Raw genomic sequence first — 18,101 nt, forward strand, 5'->3', positions numbered from 1 at the left:
AGCAGCGGGGGGCAGAGGGGGGGGCCCTGACTGCCAGAAGTCTGGCTGCGGCGGCCCTCGTGCCGGTGCAAGAGGCGGCACGTCCACCTCCTTCACGCCGTGGGCGAAGTCCTTCGGCAGCGCATCCTCCAGCGGGCGAACGGACGGAAGCACCGTTGTGGAAACAGCCCCCTCGCTTCCGTCCTGATTCCTTTATCGAACGAGGACGGAAGCGATTGCGTGGGAGCGCCCTGCCCTTCAGGACAGGGTTCGCGGCATCACGGCAGGTACGTCACCTCCAGCTTGGGATGCTTCGACGCGTCCGGGGACTCGCGCGAGTAGTAGCTCGTCGCGTAGTACGGGCCGTTGAGCCGGAAGGAGATGCGCCGGTCCGTGGCATCCGAGGCGGCCTGGACCACGGGGATGAAGGCCGGATCCGCCGTGGCGCCCACCTGGTCGTAGTCACTACCGCCGGGATACCAGAGCCACCACGTACCGAGCAGCTCCCAGATCGGCCAGACCTGGGTGTCATAGGTGAGGGTGTACTCGTCCCAGTTGTTGTCCCACAACCGGTACACGTACACGTTGCCATCGCCGCCGGGCGAATGGCCCGTGAACGCCGTGGCGGACAGCTTCACGCCCTGGATGAGGGCCCCCGCGGGGATGCTGGCCAGGTTGAACCGCAGGAAGAACTTCCGGTCCCAGCGGTAGTCGATGTGCAGCGCCTGCTCCCGGCCGTAGTTCACGAGGTTCTCACCGTGGTCGCCGCCGGTGATGTACGCATCCGCCTCGGGCTCCAGCACGACGGTGACGGGCTCGTTCACCGTATAGGTGACGGTCAGCGCCGGGCGCTGGGCCGCGTTGGAGACCTCACGCGAGCGGTAACGCGTCTTGTAGCCCGGCGAGTGCAGCCGGAAGCTCACCCGCTTGTCGCCGGCCAGTTCGCCCTGCACCACGGGGATGAGCGCGGGGCTGGAGTTGACGCCCCGCTTGTCCTCCGGCGTGTAGTTGTACCAGAGGAACCACTCCCCCACGGTCGTCGCCGCGGGCGTGGGCCGGTTGTTCCAGGTGATGCCCATCTCCTGCCACGAATCGTCGGCGACGAAGGACGTGTAGACATTGCCATCGCCTCCGTACGCATAGCCGTCGTAGGCCAGCGCGCTGAGGCTGACGGAGGTGATGACCGCGTTGGCGGGCAGGCCGCTCAAATCGAACCGCAGGTAGGCCTCGGCGTACCCCCGGTTCACGATGAACGTCCCGTGGTTCCCGAAGTTCGAGTCCGGCCCGTCAGGCGAGACGTAAGAGTCCGCGACCGGCGTGAGCGTCACGGTCGTGGACGCCAGCGCCAGCGACGGGGCCGACAGCGCGGCCACCGCCAGCAGGGTTGTTACAGAAAACGAATTCAATAACGAAACATCTGGAAATCTGAAGCGACTCATCATGTCTGCCTTTTTCGTGAGGAGAGCGTTTTTTCTCTCAAGCTCACGGACCGGGCAGGCACGAAGTGTATTCAGCTCAACCCAGGGTCTGTTTGAGCTTCGCCAGCAGGTTGAGCGCGTCCAACGGCGTCACCCGGTCGATGGATGCAGTCCGAAGCGACTCCAGCACCTCCGCGTGCGCGGGAGGCACGGGTGGCGCGGCCACGGGCCGTTTCAAGTGCTCCCGCACGTGCCTGAGCGCAGGCGAGTGGGCGAGGGAGGCGAGGACCCGGCGCCGTCCCCCGCACCGGCCGCACAGAAGGACGTCGTGCTTGAAGGTGCGCTGGAGGAGGCCTGCCCCGTCGAACTGCGGCGCCCGCTGACGCCGGGTCCCCTGACGTGCCTCACGCTGCGCAGCGCGGGTGTTCTGCTCCACCCTGGGTGCTGCTGCCGCGGGCAGCCATGAAGAAGCGGCCGCCCGGCGCGACGCGCGTGGTGGAGAACCGCTGCGGTCGTGGGTGCTGTTCTCCGCGAGACGCGCGGACCTGCCGCCCCGGCTCATCGAATGGCTGTACCGCCAATGGTCATGAGCTGCTTCACCGAGTACTCCCGACAGGAAATACGCACGGAACTCCTCACGATTGCGAGGAAGCCGTGGAGGGCCGTCGCAGCCTCGACCGCAAGTCCAAGAAAATCAAGCTAAACTTGACTTTGCTGAAATAGTTGAAAATTGATTCACTCCTTGAGCAGAGGCTGTCAAATGGCGGCGCAGGGTGGACCGCGGCACACAGGCCCCATGGGTCGCAACGAGGGAAAGCATGAAAAAGACATTCATTCTTGCTGTCATGATTTACGGAACACTGGCGGCAGGCACCAGCCTCGCCGCGGGCATCTGCAAGCTCTGTGCGGATCCCGGGCTGACCGGGCAATGCACCACCATGCAGGAAGGAGCCACGCTGGATTTGTCGACGGTCAGCTTGAAAGACAGAATCTCCTCGCTTCAGCTAAGCGACGGGATGTCACTGCAGTATTGGGGTTGGAACCAGGACCCCATCTACGCCCGCGGCATCATCTATCGGACAACGGGGGGCTACGAGTCAACCGATGGCAGGAATCTGAGCCCCGAATCCTTGCTGAATACGAATGACGATTTTGATTTCGTCCGGTGCGGCGACTTCTCGCGCTGGGAAGCGGTTCTGTACGTCGACCCCAACCGCAGCGGGGGGCGTTTCTACCTGAGTCCAAGCACCATCGAACAGTCTCTGGCTCCCATCGACATGGTCGCCAGGGTTTCTTCGGTCCATCTGCGCCCCGGCACGACTCTTTATTACTTCTATACTTTCGGCACGAGCCAATATGGCTGGATTCAAAGGGACTACAGCAATCAATACTCCTCGTCCAGGGGCGGCGGCGACAACACTCCAGAGTCCTGGCTCCAGACGAATGACCTGTTTGCCCAGGTAGTGGCCGACAAGACCATGCCTGTCTTCATTCAGCGGCACGGGGTGACCACGAACGGGACCGACATCACTCCCGCCGGCCGGACGGCGCTGGAGACCGCATGGAATGCCGTGGACTGCCGCCTCATCAACGACAAGCCGTCGATTCTCTACCTGTCGAGCGCCACCGAACCCGCTGGCACCGAGCGCTATGTCCAGACATCGCAAATCATCAAGCAGGCACTCGAAACCCATTGCGCTAGCACGTCGGCGACACTGATTCCAATCCCGGTACAGGCGCTGTCAACCTTCAACGCCGCCCAGGCCACCGCGGTCATGGACCAGATCAAGGATCCTGCCGGCTCGAAAACCCGCATCTTCGTGCTGGGGTCGGTGCTGTTGCACAAGCTCACCCAGGCCAGCGACTGCGCAAGCGCGCCCTGCTACCTGCAGCAGTGGCCAGCGTTCATGACGTTGTGGAACGCCAGCCATTCGCTGCAGTACTGCCAGATCGGCCCCGACCAGGGAATCTCCGACTACAATGAAGAGCGCCAGTACATGTACAACAACATCTATCGTGTGCAGCGCTTCATCGCCGGAGGCACGCAGAACCCGGTCTGCATGTCTTCGGTGCGCGTGCCGGTGGACGCATATACTCCTTCGATCTGTGGAGCAGCTCAGGCAAGCGTGGTCGCGGCCAACACCTGCCCCCTCTAAACGACGGAGCGCGATTCTCGATCCGTCTGGAGGGGAGGCGGGCGTCAGCAGCGCGGGGAAGGGGCAGGGACTCGCTCCGTTCGGCCTTGTGTGCGCAAGAACCGGAGGAAGAAGCGAGCCCTGCCTCAGGGAGGGCAACAGCTGCGCCTGGGCTGTCGTGAGACGCGTCCCTCGCTCCGAGCGAAGGTGAGCAGCAGCCGCTGCCGTCCCCCGAAAGCCTTCAGCCTCACGCTGTAGTCGTCCACCCCGCAGTCCTCCATCAACCTCACCAGCGTCTGTCGATCATGCAGGTACGCCTGATGCGTGAGGCCAGAGACCTCCATCCTCACGCGCCTCGTCCGGCGGTCGATCCGCACAGCGCTGGCCTCTCTGTACGTCGCGAGGTCCAGGAAAGCGCTTCCTCCAGACTCGAGAACGCGGAGCATGCTCCGGATCGCCAGGCGCTGATCCTTCCGGGTGATCAGCTCATTGAACGCGGCCCAGAGACAGTAGATCCCACCGAAGGAGCCGCTGGGATAGGGCAGCTCCCGCATGTCCCCCACGTCGAAGACCGGGCTCGCACGCTGCTCTCTCGCGTACGCTCTGGCCGCGCCTATCAGGTTCGGTGAGATGTCGATTCCGGTGACCTGGTACCCGCGACTCGCCAGGGGCACGGCGAGACGGCCGTAGCCACACCCCACATCCAGCCAGCGCTTCTCCTTCTGGAGGAGGGGCTCCAGATCCTGGAGGACCCACCGCGTCTTCTCATCGCTCGTCCTGCCAGCGAGCGCGCTCGCTCCCAGGGCCGCATAGAACGTCCTCGACGTCTGTCCTGAATCCATTGTGTCGTCGAGCTCTGCAACGATGACGCCACGGTCGGCCCGCTCACCGTTGCTCCGCCTTCCAGCGCGTGACGACCTGAGGTCGCGTCCCGCGTGACGCACCTGCGTCTGCGTTGGACGCCATCACGGCGCGGCCATGCACTCCCAGAAGTCGCTGAGCTCAGGGCACCGGGGCCGTCGCGCGTCGGTCCGCCTCGCGGATGTAGAAGGCCTTGTCCTCTTGCGTCAGGCAACACGCCACAGGCGCTGCGCCTCCTCGGCGATGATTTCAGGAAACTCCTCGGGAAAGAACAGCTTCGCTCCGGGCACGAAGCGGATGCCCTGGGAGTGGGGAAACGTGCGGTCGAGGTAGTGGGCGTCCGCTGGCGGGAAGATGTCGTCGCTCGCGCCCCAGACCATGCGCACCGGAGTCCTGCTGCGCTTCAGCTCCGCTGCGATGCCCGCCAGCGGGTTGGGCTCCAGCGCGAGGTGGAACGCGTGGTACTGCGCCCTGCGCAGAGGTGAGCTCACGAGCGGCGCCGCGTAGTACTCGATGGTCTCATCCGCGAAACGGCCGGGCTCCCGGAAGACGGCCGCGCCGAACGTCGAGCGCGCCAACGCCTTGTCGGTCAACCACCGGGCGGTGGCGTCCGCGAGTGTTCCGGCGCGCGCCATCTCGATGGCCGGCTTGACCTTGGGCGGAGGGCTGTTGGGCTCGGTGTCGCAGTCGGTCAGCAGCAACGTCCGCACCCGCTCGGGATGACGGACCATGAACAGTTGCGCCGTCATCCCGCCGCTATCACTGGCGACGATGTCGACAGTGGAGATGGCGAGTGCGTCGAGCAGGGCCGCGAGCATGGCGGCCTGTGCGCTGGCCGCCAGCGATTGGTGCTCGGGGACCCGCGAGTATCCGAGGCCCATGAAGTCGGGGACGACGCAGCGTCGGTAGGGGGCCAGCCGGGCGATGGCGCCACGCCATTGAAAGCCGTTGAGCGGCGCGCCATGCAGGAACAGCGCGGCCTCGCCCGAGCCTCGTTCGACATAGGCGATGTCGCCGAACGGGAGGTGGGCGAAGCGCCGTGCCGCGCGAAACGCCTCCGCGTCCGTCGGCTGCGGCGAGCCCGCGCGACCGGTGTCCACGCGCGGCGCACACGCGCCGACGGCACCGGCGGCGAAGGTGAGGCCGGTCCACTGCAAGAACTGTCTGCGTTTCATTGCGGGTCTCCAGACGACGGGGGCTGCATGCGGGGAAGCTCGCACCGTCGCCGCCGACGCGCGCACACAGACGGCCGGTGGCGAGCACGGACGGATGATTCCCGGCGCTTGCATGGAACCGGGTCGCATAGAAGGCTTGGGCGATGACCGACAGACCGACGTGCTACCCGGGCCCTCCGGCCGCGCTGCTGGCGAGCGTCGGTCCGGAGCGGTTGCCGCTCCTCGATGTGCTCACCTCTCCGGTTCCCTCCGGGTTGTTCGACTCACCGGTGGATGACCGTCACGTCCTCTGCCTGCACCTGGGCGAGCCCGTCCCGGTCTCCTACCGCCTGGGCCGCCACGAGCGGCAGGGGGTGCGACTCCATGGCCAGTTCTGCGTCGTGCCCGCACGCTCGAGCACCCGGTGGACACTGACGAAGCCCGCGCGGTCGCTGCTGCTGCGGCTGACGCCCTCGCTCCTGCTGGACGCCGCGGAGGCGATGGGTCTGGGCTCGGGCGGTGCTGGGCTCGCGCCTTCGATTCACATTCGAGATGCCCAGGTCGAGCGCATTGGCTGGATGATGCAGGCCGAAGAGCATGACGCGTATCCGGGCGGCCGGTTGTTCGCGGACAGCCTCGCCTCCGCGCTGGCCGCGCGCCTGCTCGCGCTGCAGTCGCGGAGGAGCACCTCGACGTCGAAGCCAGGCCGTGCGCTGCCGGCATGGCGACTGCGCCACGTGCTCGAGTACATCGAGGCGCATCTCGATGAGGACCTCACGCTCGCCGAGCTCGCGAAGGTGGCGGGGTTCAGCCTGTCTCACTTCAAGCCGCTGTTCAGACACGCCACGGGAATGCCGGTCCATCGCTTTGTCATTGGTCGGCGCGTGGAGCGTGCGCGGCTCCGCCTGCTCGAAGGCGGAAGAAGCATGACGGACATCGCGCTGGAGGCGGGCTTCTCGCACCCGAGTCACATGGCCCGCGTCATGCGCCGCATGCTGGGAGTGAGCCCCTCGCAAATCGCGGCGTCTCGCTGAGCTGCTGCGAGCGTCAGAAGCGTCCCTGGACGCTGACGAGCATCGGACCGACCGAGCGCGGCGCTGAAGGGTGGGGGGCAGAGGGGAACGCGTAGACGTTCTTCGTCCTCGACGGACGCACCTCCCGCCGGGACGGACACAACTCCCGGCGTCAACCCTCGGGCAGCCAGGCGACGAAACATCAGCGCCGCGACGTTCTGCGCCGTCCCCCAGACAGGCAGCGGCGCAGCGCGCCCGTAGCAGGGCCCCATGCCGCGGGTGTACCCCCTTCATGTCCGGGGGCTTGGGGGCAATCCCGCCTCGTCATGGGCCCGGCGCTACTCGTACCAGGTTGGCACGATGTGCTGGATCTCCGGCAGCGCCGCGAGCTGGCAGAGCTCGTTCCACGCGGTGTCCGTCAGCGCACCGTGGCGAGAGATGCAGGCGGCCTCGTGGGTCGGGTAGAGGAACAGCGTCTGCGTGGCCGTGTCGCAGCCCGCCCGCCCGCGTGACGCCATGGTCGATACCGACGGGGCGATCCGCTTCACCTCGGCGTGCGCGGCGGGTGCGTCCTTCGGCATACAGAACTCGACCGCCCCGTCGTTCTGGCAGCCCGCCTCCCGCGTGAAGGCGAGCTTGTGAGTGGGGCAGCCGGCGGTGCCGCTCGCGGCTGCCGTGTCCGGAGATGCTCCGGGAGTCGCACCCGCGGGATTGCCGGTGCGATACGTGCCGCAAGACAGCAGCGCGAGCAGCGCCAGGGACGAGACCACCGACCCGCAGGGACGACGCACGATGACCACCTTCCTTCGAGCGGACGGCCTCCCTCCTACCACGCCCCATGCGAGCGAGCGCTCCTCCTCGGGGGATGCGGGTTGTGGCGCGATGGACGTCGCGTCCCCTCGAGCGCGAAGCAGCGCGCACGTGCGGCGGCCGCCAGATGCCGCCTGCGGCGTAACAGCCGTTCCGGGCCCGCGCTGGACTCCCATTCCGCCTATGCACGCAGTTGGGTGCAGACCTTTTCCGCGTATTCGACCATGAGGGCGGCGCAGTCATTCTCATAGGCGAAGGGCTGGACGGTGGGCGTGCGGACCGCGCTCATGGCGGTGGCGATGAACTCGATGAGCCGCTCTCGCAGCCGCTGCTGGTTGTTGTAGGAGAGCCTGCCGGTGACCTGCGCAAGGATTCGCTCCATCTGGGTGTTCAGCCGGAGCTGAATCATGAGCTTGAGCGGCTCGAGGTGTCTCGAAGGCGGCTCATCCATGGGCTCTGGCACCACCGGCGGTGACGGCAGTTCCGGGAGCGGCTGCTGGCCTCCCAGCGCGGGGAAGGCCGGAGGCGGCGCATCCGCGAGGCCATGCAGGCTCGCCATCCAAAGGCAGTGCGGCTCCGGGCAATTGCTGTGGAGCGAGACGTTCGCCGGCCGCGTCTGGTATTCGAGGTCGTGCGAGTGCTCAGCCCTGCAGCGATAGGTCGCCTTCATCCTTCGAATGACTTGTTGCCGCAAGGGCCAGCACGCGGTGCAGGGCTTCTTGTGGTTGACGATGGCGGCCAGCTCCGTGCCCGACTTGAACTCGGTCTGGAGCTGGCCGGGGATCGTCTTGCAGCCGGGGTCTGCGTGGTAGAAGCGCCCGTCGTCACGCCAGAACAACATCGTTCCCGCGAAGACGAACGGCGATGCGTGGCTGCCGCTGGCGGGGTTCACCTTGCCCCTGTACTGGGGCAGGGTGAAGTGCTTGTACGCGGCGTAGAGCCGCGCTCGGAAGACGGCGGAGATCTGCTTGCGCAGGTAGTTGATGCTCGCATGGCCCAGGTCGATGACCATTTCCAGCCAGTGGACGGTGAGGGTGATTTCCCGCCGGGTGATGCCGTGTCGCTGGTTGCGCAGCTCCAGCTCCTTGAGCAGCTGGCGGGTCTCGGCGGAGTCCGGCTGCTTCATGTAGGCGTTGATGAGCTGGGCCCGTCCAGCGCCGAGCGTCTCATGGCCGTGGGTCAGCGTGCCGGAGCCTGTCCCGAACGTGGCCATGGGGAACTTGCCTCCGTAGTTCATCTCCGCGCTCGTCTCCGGGTTGCGGTTGTCCCAGTCATGGTCCGACTGGAAGGCGTGGAGCAGCCCGAAGCGCTTGCTGCCATTCCGGCCGTAGCGCTGCTCATGGATGATGAGGTCGAGCAGCATCAACGCCGTCATGAAAGTGAGCTTGTTGCGCGAGCTCTCCACTCCGAACATGAGCGCGATGAGCTCGTCGATGAACTGGTTCCACTGGGGCTTCTCCGTGAAGCGCAGGTCATGGCCCATCATTCGCTGGAGGATGAGCAGCGCCAGGTCCTTGTCCGAAACGCCTGTTTGCAGGATGCCCCGCAGTCCGGCGGCGATGTCGGGGTAGCTCGCTCCGCCGGTGGTGCCCTGTACGAGGACGACGCCGCGATGGTCGACGTCGACGGGGAGGCCCTGCTGCCCCACGAGCAGCTGACAGCCACGCGGCAGGTGCCAGACCTGGTGCTGCGGCCGTCCGTAGTAGGGCGACAGGTGTCCGTAGGTGCTCAGCCAGGCGCGGCCGTCCGGGAGGCGGTACTGGGACACCTCGACCGTCGGCGCACCCGGGAGGGTCGTCTTGCCGGCGGGCAGGATGTTCTGGGGGCATTCCGAGTGGACGGTGTCGATTTCCGCTCCGAGGAGCGCGAGCAGCTCCAGTCCATGGATGCTCCCGTATCGATGGCTCAGCTCCAGCTTGATGGGCTGGAGGACGTCCCCGGGGGCCCGCCTTGGAGCCCGAGGACGCCAGGGGGCCGCGTGTCCGTCCGCGGCGAGCTGGCCCAGCCAGTCCGCCTCGGCCTCCAGCGCCGTGTCCTCCAGCACGCGCCCTTCGTCGGGGCATCGCGCGCGGCCGTCACGCTGCTGGAGGACGTGGGCCAGCTCATGCCCCAGCAGGAAGCGCCCCGCGCGGGTCTCTGGACGGAAGGCGCCCGGCGCGAAGTGGAGGTGCTCACCTCGCGCGACGGCCACCGCGCCCAGGGCGAGCGGCTCGGGTCCGACATGGACGCGGATGCCCGAGAAGTCGGCGTGGAGGACCGACTCCATCCAGGCCTGCGTCCGCGCGGGAAGGGGCACTCCCATGTCATCCGATGAGGGCACGAAGCTGCCGACGGGGACCTGGCGCATGATGGGCTCGGGTGGTGTGAAGAGGACGCCCGCCCGACTGCATGAAGCGTGCAACGCCGTGTTCGGGCGCCATCTCCGTGTCACGAGGGCTGGCTGCGTCCGGATGGGACGTGCCCGCGTTCCACCCGGACTGTCAGGGAGGCGCAGGGGTTGGCGCCGGACCGAGGGGCCTGGCGTCATCCCCCCCAGAAGGTCTTCAACTGTTCGACGATCTCCTGGCTGTCGCTCGCGTCGACCAGCGAGTCCGCGAAGGCGATTTCGAGCTTGCCCGAATCCCCCCAGTGCAGCTCCGCGGCGAAGTAGTGGCTGACCGAACTCGCGGCCAGGATCTGCTCCAGGTTCGAGGGGTCCAGCGCCGCGTGGGTGTTGATGACCACCTGCACCGTCCGGCGCCTGCGGTGGAGGAAGCCGTAGAGGGCGTGGTCGCCATCATCGGCAATCAGCGTCTCATCCATCAACAACCGCTGGATGCGATCCAGGTTCCAGACGAGCGCGATGTCCTGCCCCCCATTGCGGTCCAGCAGGGCGCGCACCGCTTCGTCGTAGACGTCCGCCTGCATGTCTCCCAAGCGGTGCAGCGCATCGTGGTCCGCCATGCGCTGGGCCGCCGCGACGGTGTTGCCGGGGCTCCGCAGGAAGGCGATCGCGTTGTAGGCGGCACGCTGCCCGCATGTGTTGCGGTTCTGGCTCAGACACGCCACCCGGGTGATGCCGCTCTCCACCGGCCCCTGGGGCGTCAGCAGCCCCCGGGCGCCATCGACGCGCCCCTGCTTCTGCGGCACCGGGGTGCTGGAAGCGGTCGACGGCACGGGGAGCGGCACCGAAGCGGAGGAGCCCGAGGGCTTCGGGTCCTTGTCGCTGGAAGGGGGCGGCATCGCGGCGCTCCCCTTGCCATGGAGGACGCGCCCACCCGGAAGGATCGCCGCGGGGACGCACGTCCGGAGCCGCTTGAGCAGGGACTCCGTGCACTCCTCCATCAGGTAGATGCCCACCCTCCGGCGAGCGCCCACGTCCAGCGCATCCACGAATCGCTCCCAGGTGGCGGCGTCATACGAGGGCAGCTCGGCGTTCAGCCACTCGGAGATGCGCATGGGAACGCCGAACTCGACCGCCTCGGCGACGGCGGCCGCGTGTTCCGTCCCCCGGTCATGGGAGGACGGAATGGAGAACCCGGGAGCCTTGGCCTTGGTGGCCGCCCCGGAGCTGGAGCCATCCCCGTCGGGCCTTCCGCCCGGCAGCAGCGCGGCGGGCACCTGCTTGCGGAGGCGGGCCAGGAGCGACTCGGTGCACTGCGAGGTCAGGTAGCGGGCGACCTCGCATTGCTGGCCCGCATCGAGCGCCCCCACGAAAGCCGTCCAGTCCTCCTCCCGGTAGCCCGCGATGTCGAATCGCAGCCACTGGAGGATGAACATGGAGGAGCCCCCTTGGATGTCCTGCAAGACGGCCTCGGCGTGTTGCGCGGCGGGCCCGGGGTCCTTGCCGGACACCTTGAAGCCGTAGCCGGCCCGGTCCCTGAAGCGGATGAAGCCTTGCTTCAGCGCTTCGGCATTCTCCTCGGCTCCAATGACAAGCTCCTCCACGTCCGCCCAGCGCAGGGGGCCGTGAACCTGTGTCTCGATATAGGCATCCGTCACGACGCCCTTGGCGGCGGCCCCCTTGAGAAAGGCCTTGTCCTGGCCCGTTGCCTCCGCCGCGGCCAATCGCATCAGGATGGGATCGCTCCAGGCCAGCAGGCCCTCGGGATACCGGGGGCTGGTGTAGCCGTGGTAGGCGCCGGCGAACATCAGGTTCCAGCTGTCGCCAGGGGTATGGGTGATGCGCCACCGGAGGGCGGGCTTCCAGTAGACCACGCTCACGCCATACCGGGAGGCCACGCCATCGCGCTGGTACTGGGACACCAGGGCCGCGTACTTGGGCAGCTCGGGGTGGCTCAGCGGGGAGAACTGCCCCTTCTCCTTGAGCCTGCGGACGTCACTGCTCTCCTGATGCAGGGCCGCGCCCTGGGTGCGCCGGAGCACGGCGCCGTACCCCATGGCCTCCTCCACCGCGCCGCGCCGCTCATCGTTCACCGCCGCCTGGCTGGCCCGCGTCTCCCAGGTGTTGCGGAACTCGGTGTCCTCCATGAGCAGCTCGCCCAGCAGTCGGGAGGAGCCCTGGCTGTTGATGTTCGCGCCGGGCCGCTTGCTGAAGGTGTAGTTGGTGGCGAGCCGCGTCCGGGTGGACAGGTGGAGGAAGATCGCGTCGAGGTCCTTCTGCGTGTAGTGCGTCCCCCAGTCGGCGTTGAACTCCTCCAGCCGTCGCACCGCCTTGTGTCGGTTGCGCTCCTGCTCGTACCTGCCCCGGATGTCCGCCAGGACCAACGCCCAGCCCTGACTCTCCGTCAGCTCGACCCCCGCCTGCTTGCGCACCTCGGCCTGCTTCTGCCGGATGGGGCCGAAGTCCTTGAAGGTGGGGACGACGAAGGTGGTATCGGGCTCCAGCTCCCTGCCCTTGGGCGGGTTGATGAAGGCCTCGTACCGGGCACCGCGCGACTGGGGGACGGCCGTGACGCCGGAGATTCGGCCGGAGGCGGAGGCTGACTTCGCCGGGGCGGCCTTCTCCTGCAGGAAATGGAGCGCCTCCGCATCCACCCACCACTCCTTGGAGGCGACCCGCTCCAGGGCCTTCAGCGCCCCGTCCCGGCTCAAGGAGGCGAGGTCGAGCGCCGCTGGTTTCCCCGTCGTACGAACGACGACCTTCACGACAACCTCCTGGCCGGTGGGCAAAGCTTCATTAAAGGGGCCTCCGGGTTCCAGGGGTCAAGGCCATGACGCCAGACGCACTTCAATGCCTTCGCCGGGGAGCTGAACCGCGCCCGCTCGTCTCGGGTGTTGCGCCGCTCCACACGGCCGCCATCCCGGAGGAGGGATGCACTCGAACTGCTTGAAGGTGAGACAGCGAGCCCTGCCTTGTGCCAGGAGTCGGCATCGTGCATCGCCGGCCCATGCAGAACGAGCGTGTACTTACCCGACGGTCCCTCAGGACCGCGAAGTGGTCCACCACGCTGTGCCCCGAACTCGGAGGACTCTCATGACGTCCCGACGCCCGTTCCCAACGCTGCTGACAATCACCGCACTCCTGCTTACCAGCCCCTTGCTCGCCTCTGCGGACGAGGCAGTGCAGAGGAAAGAATTCATCGCGTGCATGAACAGGGAACTGACGCAGATAAATAGGGAGTTCAAGATCAGCGAGGCGGAATTGAAGAAGCTCACGGTGATCGTGGACAAAGAGATCAGCAAAGACTTTCACATAAAGACCACGCCTGCGGAGCAGAGGAAGACTGCCGAGAATATTCAGGCTCAAGCCAAGAAAGACATTCCGGAACTGCCAACAGAGACGATCAACAAGATGATGAAGATGCTCATTGTCATTCCGACTGCGACGTAATGAGTCGTCGGAAACGCGACGACAGGGCGGCGGTCAGGTCATCTCGCGTCGCTGGCGAGCATCGGACCGATAGACGCCCTGGGTGCTGTCCCGCGCGTGAGACAGCGACGGGGGCCCTCATCACCGGGCACTCCCTGGACTTCAAGCGTCCTCGCTCGGCCTCCAGACGGGAGCGCCCACCGCCCACGACGCACCGTGCCAGCGACTGTAGGCCCTTGGATATCCTGGGCTCGGGGCGTCTTCGGAAGGCCCGCGTCCCTACCGGTCGGTCAGGTGCCTCGTGGGCCCGGATGGCGCGTGTCGGGGCGATCAGGACCGCAGCCGCGGGTTGTTGAGGAAGGGCCCGAGGGACGCACGGGCCACCCCGAACGGAGAGGATGGTCTGCTTCCACTGGGAGTGTCTTCTTCTTGAGTTCAGCGAAATTGGATGATTTCACATTCACGGCACAATGCCTGGAGCGCCAGTCTCTGGACGGCGTGGGCGCCGCCGCGAGGGAGCACACATGAACCCGAGCAGCGCCCCATCCCAGTCCTCCCAGGACAAGGCTCCTGCCGCCCGGCACGAGGTGAGCGGAACCTCGGTCCTCAACTTCCTGAAGCACTTCGACAAGACGGGCGTGCGCGCCACCATGCGCCAGCGGGTGAGCCCCGCGACAGCCGTCTACTTCGACAAGATCATCCTGCGCACGTCGTGGGTGCATCGCTCGGTGCTGGACGACATCTACGCGGCGGTGGCGATGGACGGCGGCGAGGATGCCGTCCGCCGGTTCAGCCTGGAGGTGACCCGGGACGGCTATGGGCCCGTGGTCCGCCAGTTCATCGAGACGCTGCTGGGCCTGATGGGCACCTCCCCGTCCACCATCTTCAGCCGCTTCGGCGCCATCGGTGGCATGTACGAGCACGGCACCGAGTACAGCTACACCGCGCTCTCTCCCCGCTCCGGGGAGCTGGTGGTGCGACTCGTGGAGCCCGCCCCGCGCCTCGTCTTCGTCGCGTGGGAGGGCGTGTTCCAGTTCGCCTTCGAGCTCACCCGGGAGCAGGGCACCGTCGCGCCGGTGCAGGTCTCCGAGAACGGCCGGGTGGGCTGCTATCAGCTGACGTGGTGAGCGCGGCGGCCCCTCAGGGCTTCAGCGTCACGTCTTCACCTGCGGGTCCCAGCCCACGGTGGTGAGGTGGACCCGTCCGGATGCCATGCCAGGTCATCCCAGACGATGAGGAGGTGCCCGCCGTCCGCGCCAACCCCAGGATGGGCGACGGCGCGGCATCCCCGGTGCGCGGCGCAATTCATGCTACCGGCCTCCCACAAATTCGCCGGTGCCGAGCAATCGTGCGCTCGCGGCGAGCGTCCACGTTTCAAGGCAGCCCCGCCAAAGGTACGGCACCCCGATCCCATGAAAAAACTCCTCATCCTGAGCCTGTGCTGCGCCACTTCGCTGGCCGCCGCTGCCGCCTCCCCCGCCCTGATACCTGAAGCTGGCCCGCATGCCGTTGGTCTGCGCATCGTGCAGCAATACGACTACAGCCGCGTTCTGGAAGCGCAGGTCGATGCCTTCGGCAAGACCGTCAGCCCCGGGCGAGCAAGGCCAATGCAGACCCTGGTCTGGTACCCGGCCAGGCGCACGGGGGCCGCGCCCATGCAGGCGGCCGATTATCAGCAGGCCAGCCTGACCGATCTTGACTTCGCATTCTCCAGTGCCGAGACGGCGAAGCAGCGCGCAGGCTGGCTGGCGGGGCCGCAGAAAACCCAATACAGCACCTCCACCCTGGCCGTGCGCGACGCAGCGCCCGCCAACGGCAAATTTCCGGTGGTGATCTACGCGCCGAGCTTTGCATCCGTCGCGCATGAGAACCTGGACCTGTGCGAATACCTGGCCAGTCATGGCTATGTGGTCATCGCCAGCCGCAGCCTGGGTTCACGCACCGTCATGATGACCGACGACGTCGAAGGCGCGGAGGCGCAGGCGGCCGATATCGCCTTCCTGACCCACTACGCGCAGACGCTGCCACAGGCCGACATGGACAAGGTGGCCGCGGCTGGTTTCAGCTGGGGCGGTCTGGCCAACGTATTTGCCGCGGCGCGCTCAGCCCGCATCAAGGCCTTGGTGAGCCTGGATGGGTCGATCCGGTTCCATCCAAAGATCTGGGGCGCGGCCACTTATGTTCGCCCGGCGCGCACCAATGTGCCGATGCTCTTCCTGGGCGCGCGCGCGCCAACGGCCGAAGACATGGAGCGCGATGACAAACTGGGCGCCAGCTATCTGAACACCATGAAGTATTCGGACGTCTACATCACCACCATGCATCCGATGAAGCATTCGGACTTCAGTTCCTGGCACCTGCGCTTTGCCGGTGACGATGCCTTCGGCGACTACCAGCGCGCTGACGTGCTGCAGGCTTACCGCAGCGGCGCACTCTATGTGCACCGGTTCCTGGACGCCTACCTGAAGAATGACACCCAAGCGCTGGCTTTCCTGAAGCAGTCGCCGGCGCGCCACGGGATCGGCCCGCAAGTGATGTCGCTCAGTTTCCGCCCTGCCGAATCCGCACTGCTGGGCGAAGCAGACTTCCTGCGCGCATTCGCCAACGGCGGTTTCAAGAGTGCGCAAGCGATTCATGCCAAGATGTCAGCCGCGTCTCCCGACTTCAAGCTCAGCCCTGTCAATCTCAACAATCTGGGTTACCAGCTCCTGCGCGGGAACAATGCGCGTGGCGCCGTGGAGCTGTTCAAGCTGGCGACGCACATCGAACCGAAATATGGCAATGCGTTTGATAGCGAAGGTGAGGCTTACGAGGTGTTGGGTGAAACAGCTTTGGCGATTGCTGCATACGAAAAAGCAGTCGCGGTGGACAAGGACCAGCTGAACGCCATCGCCCGTATCAAGGTACTGCGCTCGGGCGACTGACGAATTGAAAGCTCGCGGCTTCGACCCACCAGGTGCGCCGCCGCCTGGAGGGTCCGTTCCGCGTTGCAGGAGGGACAGACGCCGGCCTCATCACCCACGGCGACGCGCGGCGCGGGCGTCCCCGCGCCTCGGGGGCATTGAACCGGAAGACCGCCTGCCACACGGTGAGCCAGGTGTCCTCCCAATGGACCGGGCGTGGGGGCCGGCCGCTCCGCACGCACCAGATGGTCCATCCAGGCCGAAGGCACCGCGAATCTCGTAGACGTTCATGGAGGGGGACTTCGAATCCAGCCCCGGGGGCCGCGCACGCGGCGGTTCGACTCCTTTCGGGACGAGCGTTGAAAATGCTAGTCATCCGCCATGTCACCCCTCCAGAAACTGCTTGAACAGTCCTCGCTCCACGACGTGTGTGGGACGGCTGCGCAGCGGGCGCGACTCAAGGCCTCGCTGACGCCCACCCCCACCACCCGGCAGGTGGATGGGGACCTGAAGCTCTCCGAGGGCCAGGACCTGCTCTTCGAAGAGGGCCTCGTCCACGTGAAGGGCCACCTCATCCTCGAGGACCCGTCCCGCCTGCTCGTCGCGGGCGACCTGGTGGTGGAGGGCAACATCGTCAACGAGGGCTTCGACTACGCCCTGCTCTTCGTCGGCGGCGCGCTCTCGGCCCACAACCTGCTCTTCCATGGCGAGGTGGTGTCATTGGGGAGCATCGCCGTGAAGGGCGTGGCGTGGACCTACTACAACGACCACTCCACCTATGCGGACCTCCTCACGGCCCGGGTGGTGGTGGCCGATGACCGGGCGGATGCCGTGGACGTGGTTCGCGCGGACACGCACCTCGTCGGGCACTCCAGTCAAATCACGGAGGCGCTGGGCAAGGTGCTGCACGCACAGGCCTGGGACGCGCACAAGGCAGGGGCCTACCCCGACCTCGCGAAGCGCCTGTGCCAAGGCAAGGAGTTGTTGCGAGAGGGTTGAGCTTGCCGTGAGCAAGCATTGGCAACAACGGTAGTGCCGCCTGAGCGCTCGTCGATGGTTCAATCCTTCGATTGAAGTTAGGCGAGATAATTCAGGTACACGCGCAGCTTTGCCTTCTGCAGATTGTCGGCCGTGATGTCGCCACCCATTGCCGGGGCCGGCACCAGCGCATACACCTCGTCTTCCGTCGGCGCACCCAGCCGCTTCAACCCCTTTTTGAACATGTTCAAGAAGAATATAGAATTGAGAAATACCTTCTGGCCGAAATGCAGGTCCAAGACAGCTTCGAGACGGTCGGGCAAGGAATCGCTCAGCATGGTGACCACGGAAAGGTGATACAGCTTTCCTTTGTGCGAGACGATCAGATCGCCGAAAGCCGTTCGGAAAATGACGTCGATGAATTCAGTCTGGAAGGTGCTGGCGAAGTCCGCAGCAACATCGCGCAGCTCGTCCGGATTGACCGTCCACAGAAATCCATCCGAAAACTCCTGGAACCCGGACACTTCCCACGTATTGACCAGCACGTCAGGCAGCCGTCCCCGGTACTTCGCAATCAGCTCCGGAGGACATGCCTTGTAAGTCCGCTGCCGTTGATGCGCTTTTGAGAAATCCTTGGAGTCCGCAAGCGTCGTCATTTTTCACCGGGAGGAGGATGACGTTGACACCCTATGCGGGGAACGCCGTTGGATCGACTCCGGCGAGGCCCTGCGTCCCGCGATTGGCGAAGCGCTTCAGTGGTGGGGGCCCATTGCCCCTACCCGCATACGGAGCCCCGGTCCTACGACGAGATGGCTCCCTTCCATCGTCGGTGGATGGCCGGCCCCGCGTCGCATCCCGAGGAGCCCTCCATGAACGACTCAGACCTCAAGGCCCTGCTGGAAGAAACCCTGGCGGTCCAACGCCGCAACGTCGCCTCCTGGGAACAGCAGGTGCCCGACGCGACCCTGCGGTCGCCCGTCCCCGCCGAGGAGCTGGCCCTGCCAGAGCCACCTGGCCCGGCTGAGCTGCTCAGACCTCGCGGTTCGCGTCGTCGGACCAGAGCGGGAACTGCCCCCCTGCCTCCGCCCTTCGTTGCTG

The 18,101-nt window shown here is 66.3% G+C and carries 15 protein-coding genes; 7 read left to right on the plus strand and 8 right to left on the minus strand.

Annotated features, from left to right (window positions below):
• Window positions 1-257: 257 nt before the first annotated feature.
• Entirely contained in the window at window positions 258-1,385 is a 1,128-nt protein-coding gene (locus D7V97_RS23455) for a DNRLRE domain-containing protein (RefSeq protein WP_158623439.1), read from the minus strand.
• A gap of 109 nt (window positions 1,386-1,494) precedes the next feature.
• Window positions 1,495-1,623, minus strand: coding sequence for a hypothetical protein (locus tag D7V97_RS46535; protein WP_255424835.1), 129 nt, complete (start codon window positions 1,621-1,623; stop codon window positions 1,495-1,497).
• A gap of 592 nt (window positions 1,624-2,215) precedes the next feature.
• On the opposite strand from D7V97_RS46535, the gene D7V97_RS23465 reads away from it, so the two are divergent.
• Window positions 2,216-3,553 (plus strand): hypothetical protein, encoded by a 1,338-nt coding sequence (locus tag D7V97_RS23465; protein ID WP_147444942.1) that lies wholly within the window; start codon window positions 2,216-2,218, stop codon window positions 3,551-3,553.
• A 125-nt stretch (window positions 3,554-3,678) separates the two neighbouring features.
• Here D7V97_RS23465 and D7V97_RS23470 read toward each other — a convergent pair whose 3' ends face one another.
• Both D7V97_RS23470 and D7V97_RS23475 read right to left on the minus strand, forming a co-directional pair.
• Window positions 3,679-4,374 (minus strand): bifunctional 2-polyprenyl-6-hydroxyphenol methylase/3-demethylubiquinol 3-O-methyltransferase UbiG, encoded by a 696-nt coding sequence (locus D7V97_RS23470; protein WP_120612892.1) that lies wholly within the window; start codon window positions 4,372-4,374, stop codon window positions 3,679-3,681.
• A gap of 225 nt (window positions 4,375-4,599) precedes the next feature.
• Entirely contained in the window at window positions 4,600-5,568 is a 969-nt protein-coding gene (locus D7V97_RS23475; protein ID WP_120612893.1) for an alpha/beta fold hydrolase, read from the minus strand.
• 143 nt (window positions 5,569-5,711) lie between these two features.
• Here D7V97_RS23475 and D7V97_RS23480 point away from each other — a divergent pair, with 143 nt between their 5' ends.
• Window positions 5,712-6,581: a helix-turn-helix domain-containing protein gene (locus D7V97_RS23480; protein ID WP_120612894.1), complete on the plus strand. Its 870-nt coding sequence runs from the start codon at window positions 5,712-5,714 to the stop codon at window positions 6,579-6,581.
• Window positions 6,582-6,898: 317 nt separating this feature from the next.
• On the opposite strand, the gene D7V97_RS23485 is transcribed toward D7V97_RS23480, so the two are convergent.
• The 3 genes from D7V97_RS23485 to D7V97_RS23495 all read right to left on the minus strand — a co-directional run bounded on the left by D7V97_RS23485 (window position 6,899) and on the right by D7V97_RS23495 (window position 12,458).
• Entirely contained in the window at window positions 6,899-7,351 is a 453-nt protein-coding gene (locus D7V97_RS23485; protein ID WP_147444943.1) for a hypothetical protein, read from the minus strand.
• Window positions 7,352-7,551: 200 nt separating this feature from the next.
• On the minus strand, window positions 7,552-9,717 hold the full coding sequence (locus tag D7V97_RS23490) for a DUF4157 domain-containing protein (protein WP_158623440.1): 2,166 nt from the start codon (window positions 9,715-9,717) through the stop codon (window positions 7,552-7,554).
• A 176-nt stretch (window positions 9,718-9,893) separates the two neighbouring features.
• A complete protein-coding gene (locus D7V97_RS23495) occupies window positions 9,894-12,458 on the minus strand; it encodes a hypothetical protein (protein WP_147444944.1) in 2,565 nt (854 codons plus the stop codon).
• A 328-nt stretch (window positions 12,459-12,786) separates the two neighbouring features.
• Between D7V97_RS23495 and D7V97_RS23500 the strand changes: the two genes are divergently transcribed.
• The 4 genes from D7V97_RS23500 to D7V97_RS23515 all read left to right on the plus strand — a co-directional run bounded on the left by D7V97_RS23500 (window position 12,787) and on the right by D7V97_RS23515 (window position 17,024).
• Complete coding sequence (locus D7V97_RS23500; protein WP_120612898.1) at window positions 12,787-13,143, plus strand: hypothetical protein; 357 nt, start codon at window positions 12,787-12,789, stop codon at window positions 13,141-13,143.
• A gap of 503 nt (window positions 13,144-13,646) precedes the next feature.
• Window positions 13,647-14,249 carry a hypothetical protein gene (locus D7V97_RS23505; protein ID WP_120612899.1) on the plus strand — a complete coding sequence of 201 codons (603 nt, stop codon included), beginning with the start codon at window positions 13,647-13,649 and terminating at the stop codon, window positions 14,247-14,249.
• Window positions 14,250-14,534: 285 nt separating this feature from the next.
• On the plus strand, window positions 14,535-16,046 hold the full coding sequence (locus D7V97_RS23510) for a dienelactone hydrolase family protein (protein ID WP_158623441.1): 1,512 nt from the start codon (window positions 14,535-14,537) through the stop codon (window positions 16,044-16,046).
• Between the two features lie 360 nt (window positions 16,047-16,406).
• Window positions 16,407-17,024, plus strand: a complete 618-nt coding sequence (locus tag D7V97_RS23515; protein ID WP_120612901.1) for a hypothetical protein — start codon at window positions 16,407-16,409, stop codon at window positions 17,022-17,024.
• A gap of 77 nt (window positions 17,025-17,101) precedes the next feature.
• Here D7V97_RS23515 and D7V97_RS23520 read toward each other — a convergent pair whose 3' ends face one another.
• Window positions 17,102-17,659 carry a GAD-like domain-containing protein gene (locus D7V97_RS23520; protein WP_120612902.1) on the minus strand — a complete coding sequence of 186 codons (558 nt, stop codon included), beginning with the start codon at window positions 17,657-17,659 and terminating at the stop codon, window positions 17,102-17,104.
• Between the two features lie 213 nt (window positions 17,660-17,872).
• On the opposite strand from D7V97_RS23520, the gene D7V97_RS46030 reads away from it, so the two are divergent.
• Window positions 17,873-18,101: hypothetical protein (locus tag D7V97_RS46030; RefSeq protein WP_233583129.1), on the plus strand; the 229-nt coding region annotated here is incomplete at its 3' end.

The organism is Corallococcus sp. CA053C (assembly GCF_003611675.1).
In the GTDB taxonomy this organism is placed as follows: domain Bacteria; phylum Myxococcota; class Myxococcia; order Myxococcales; family Myxococcaceae; genus Corallococcus.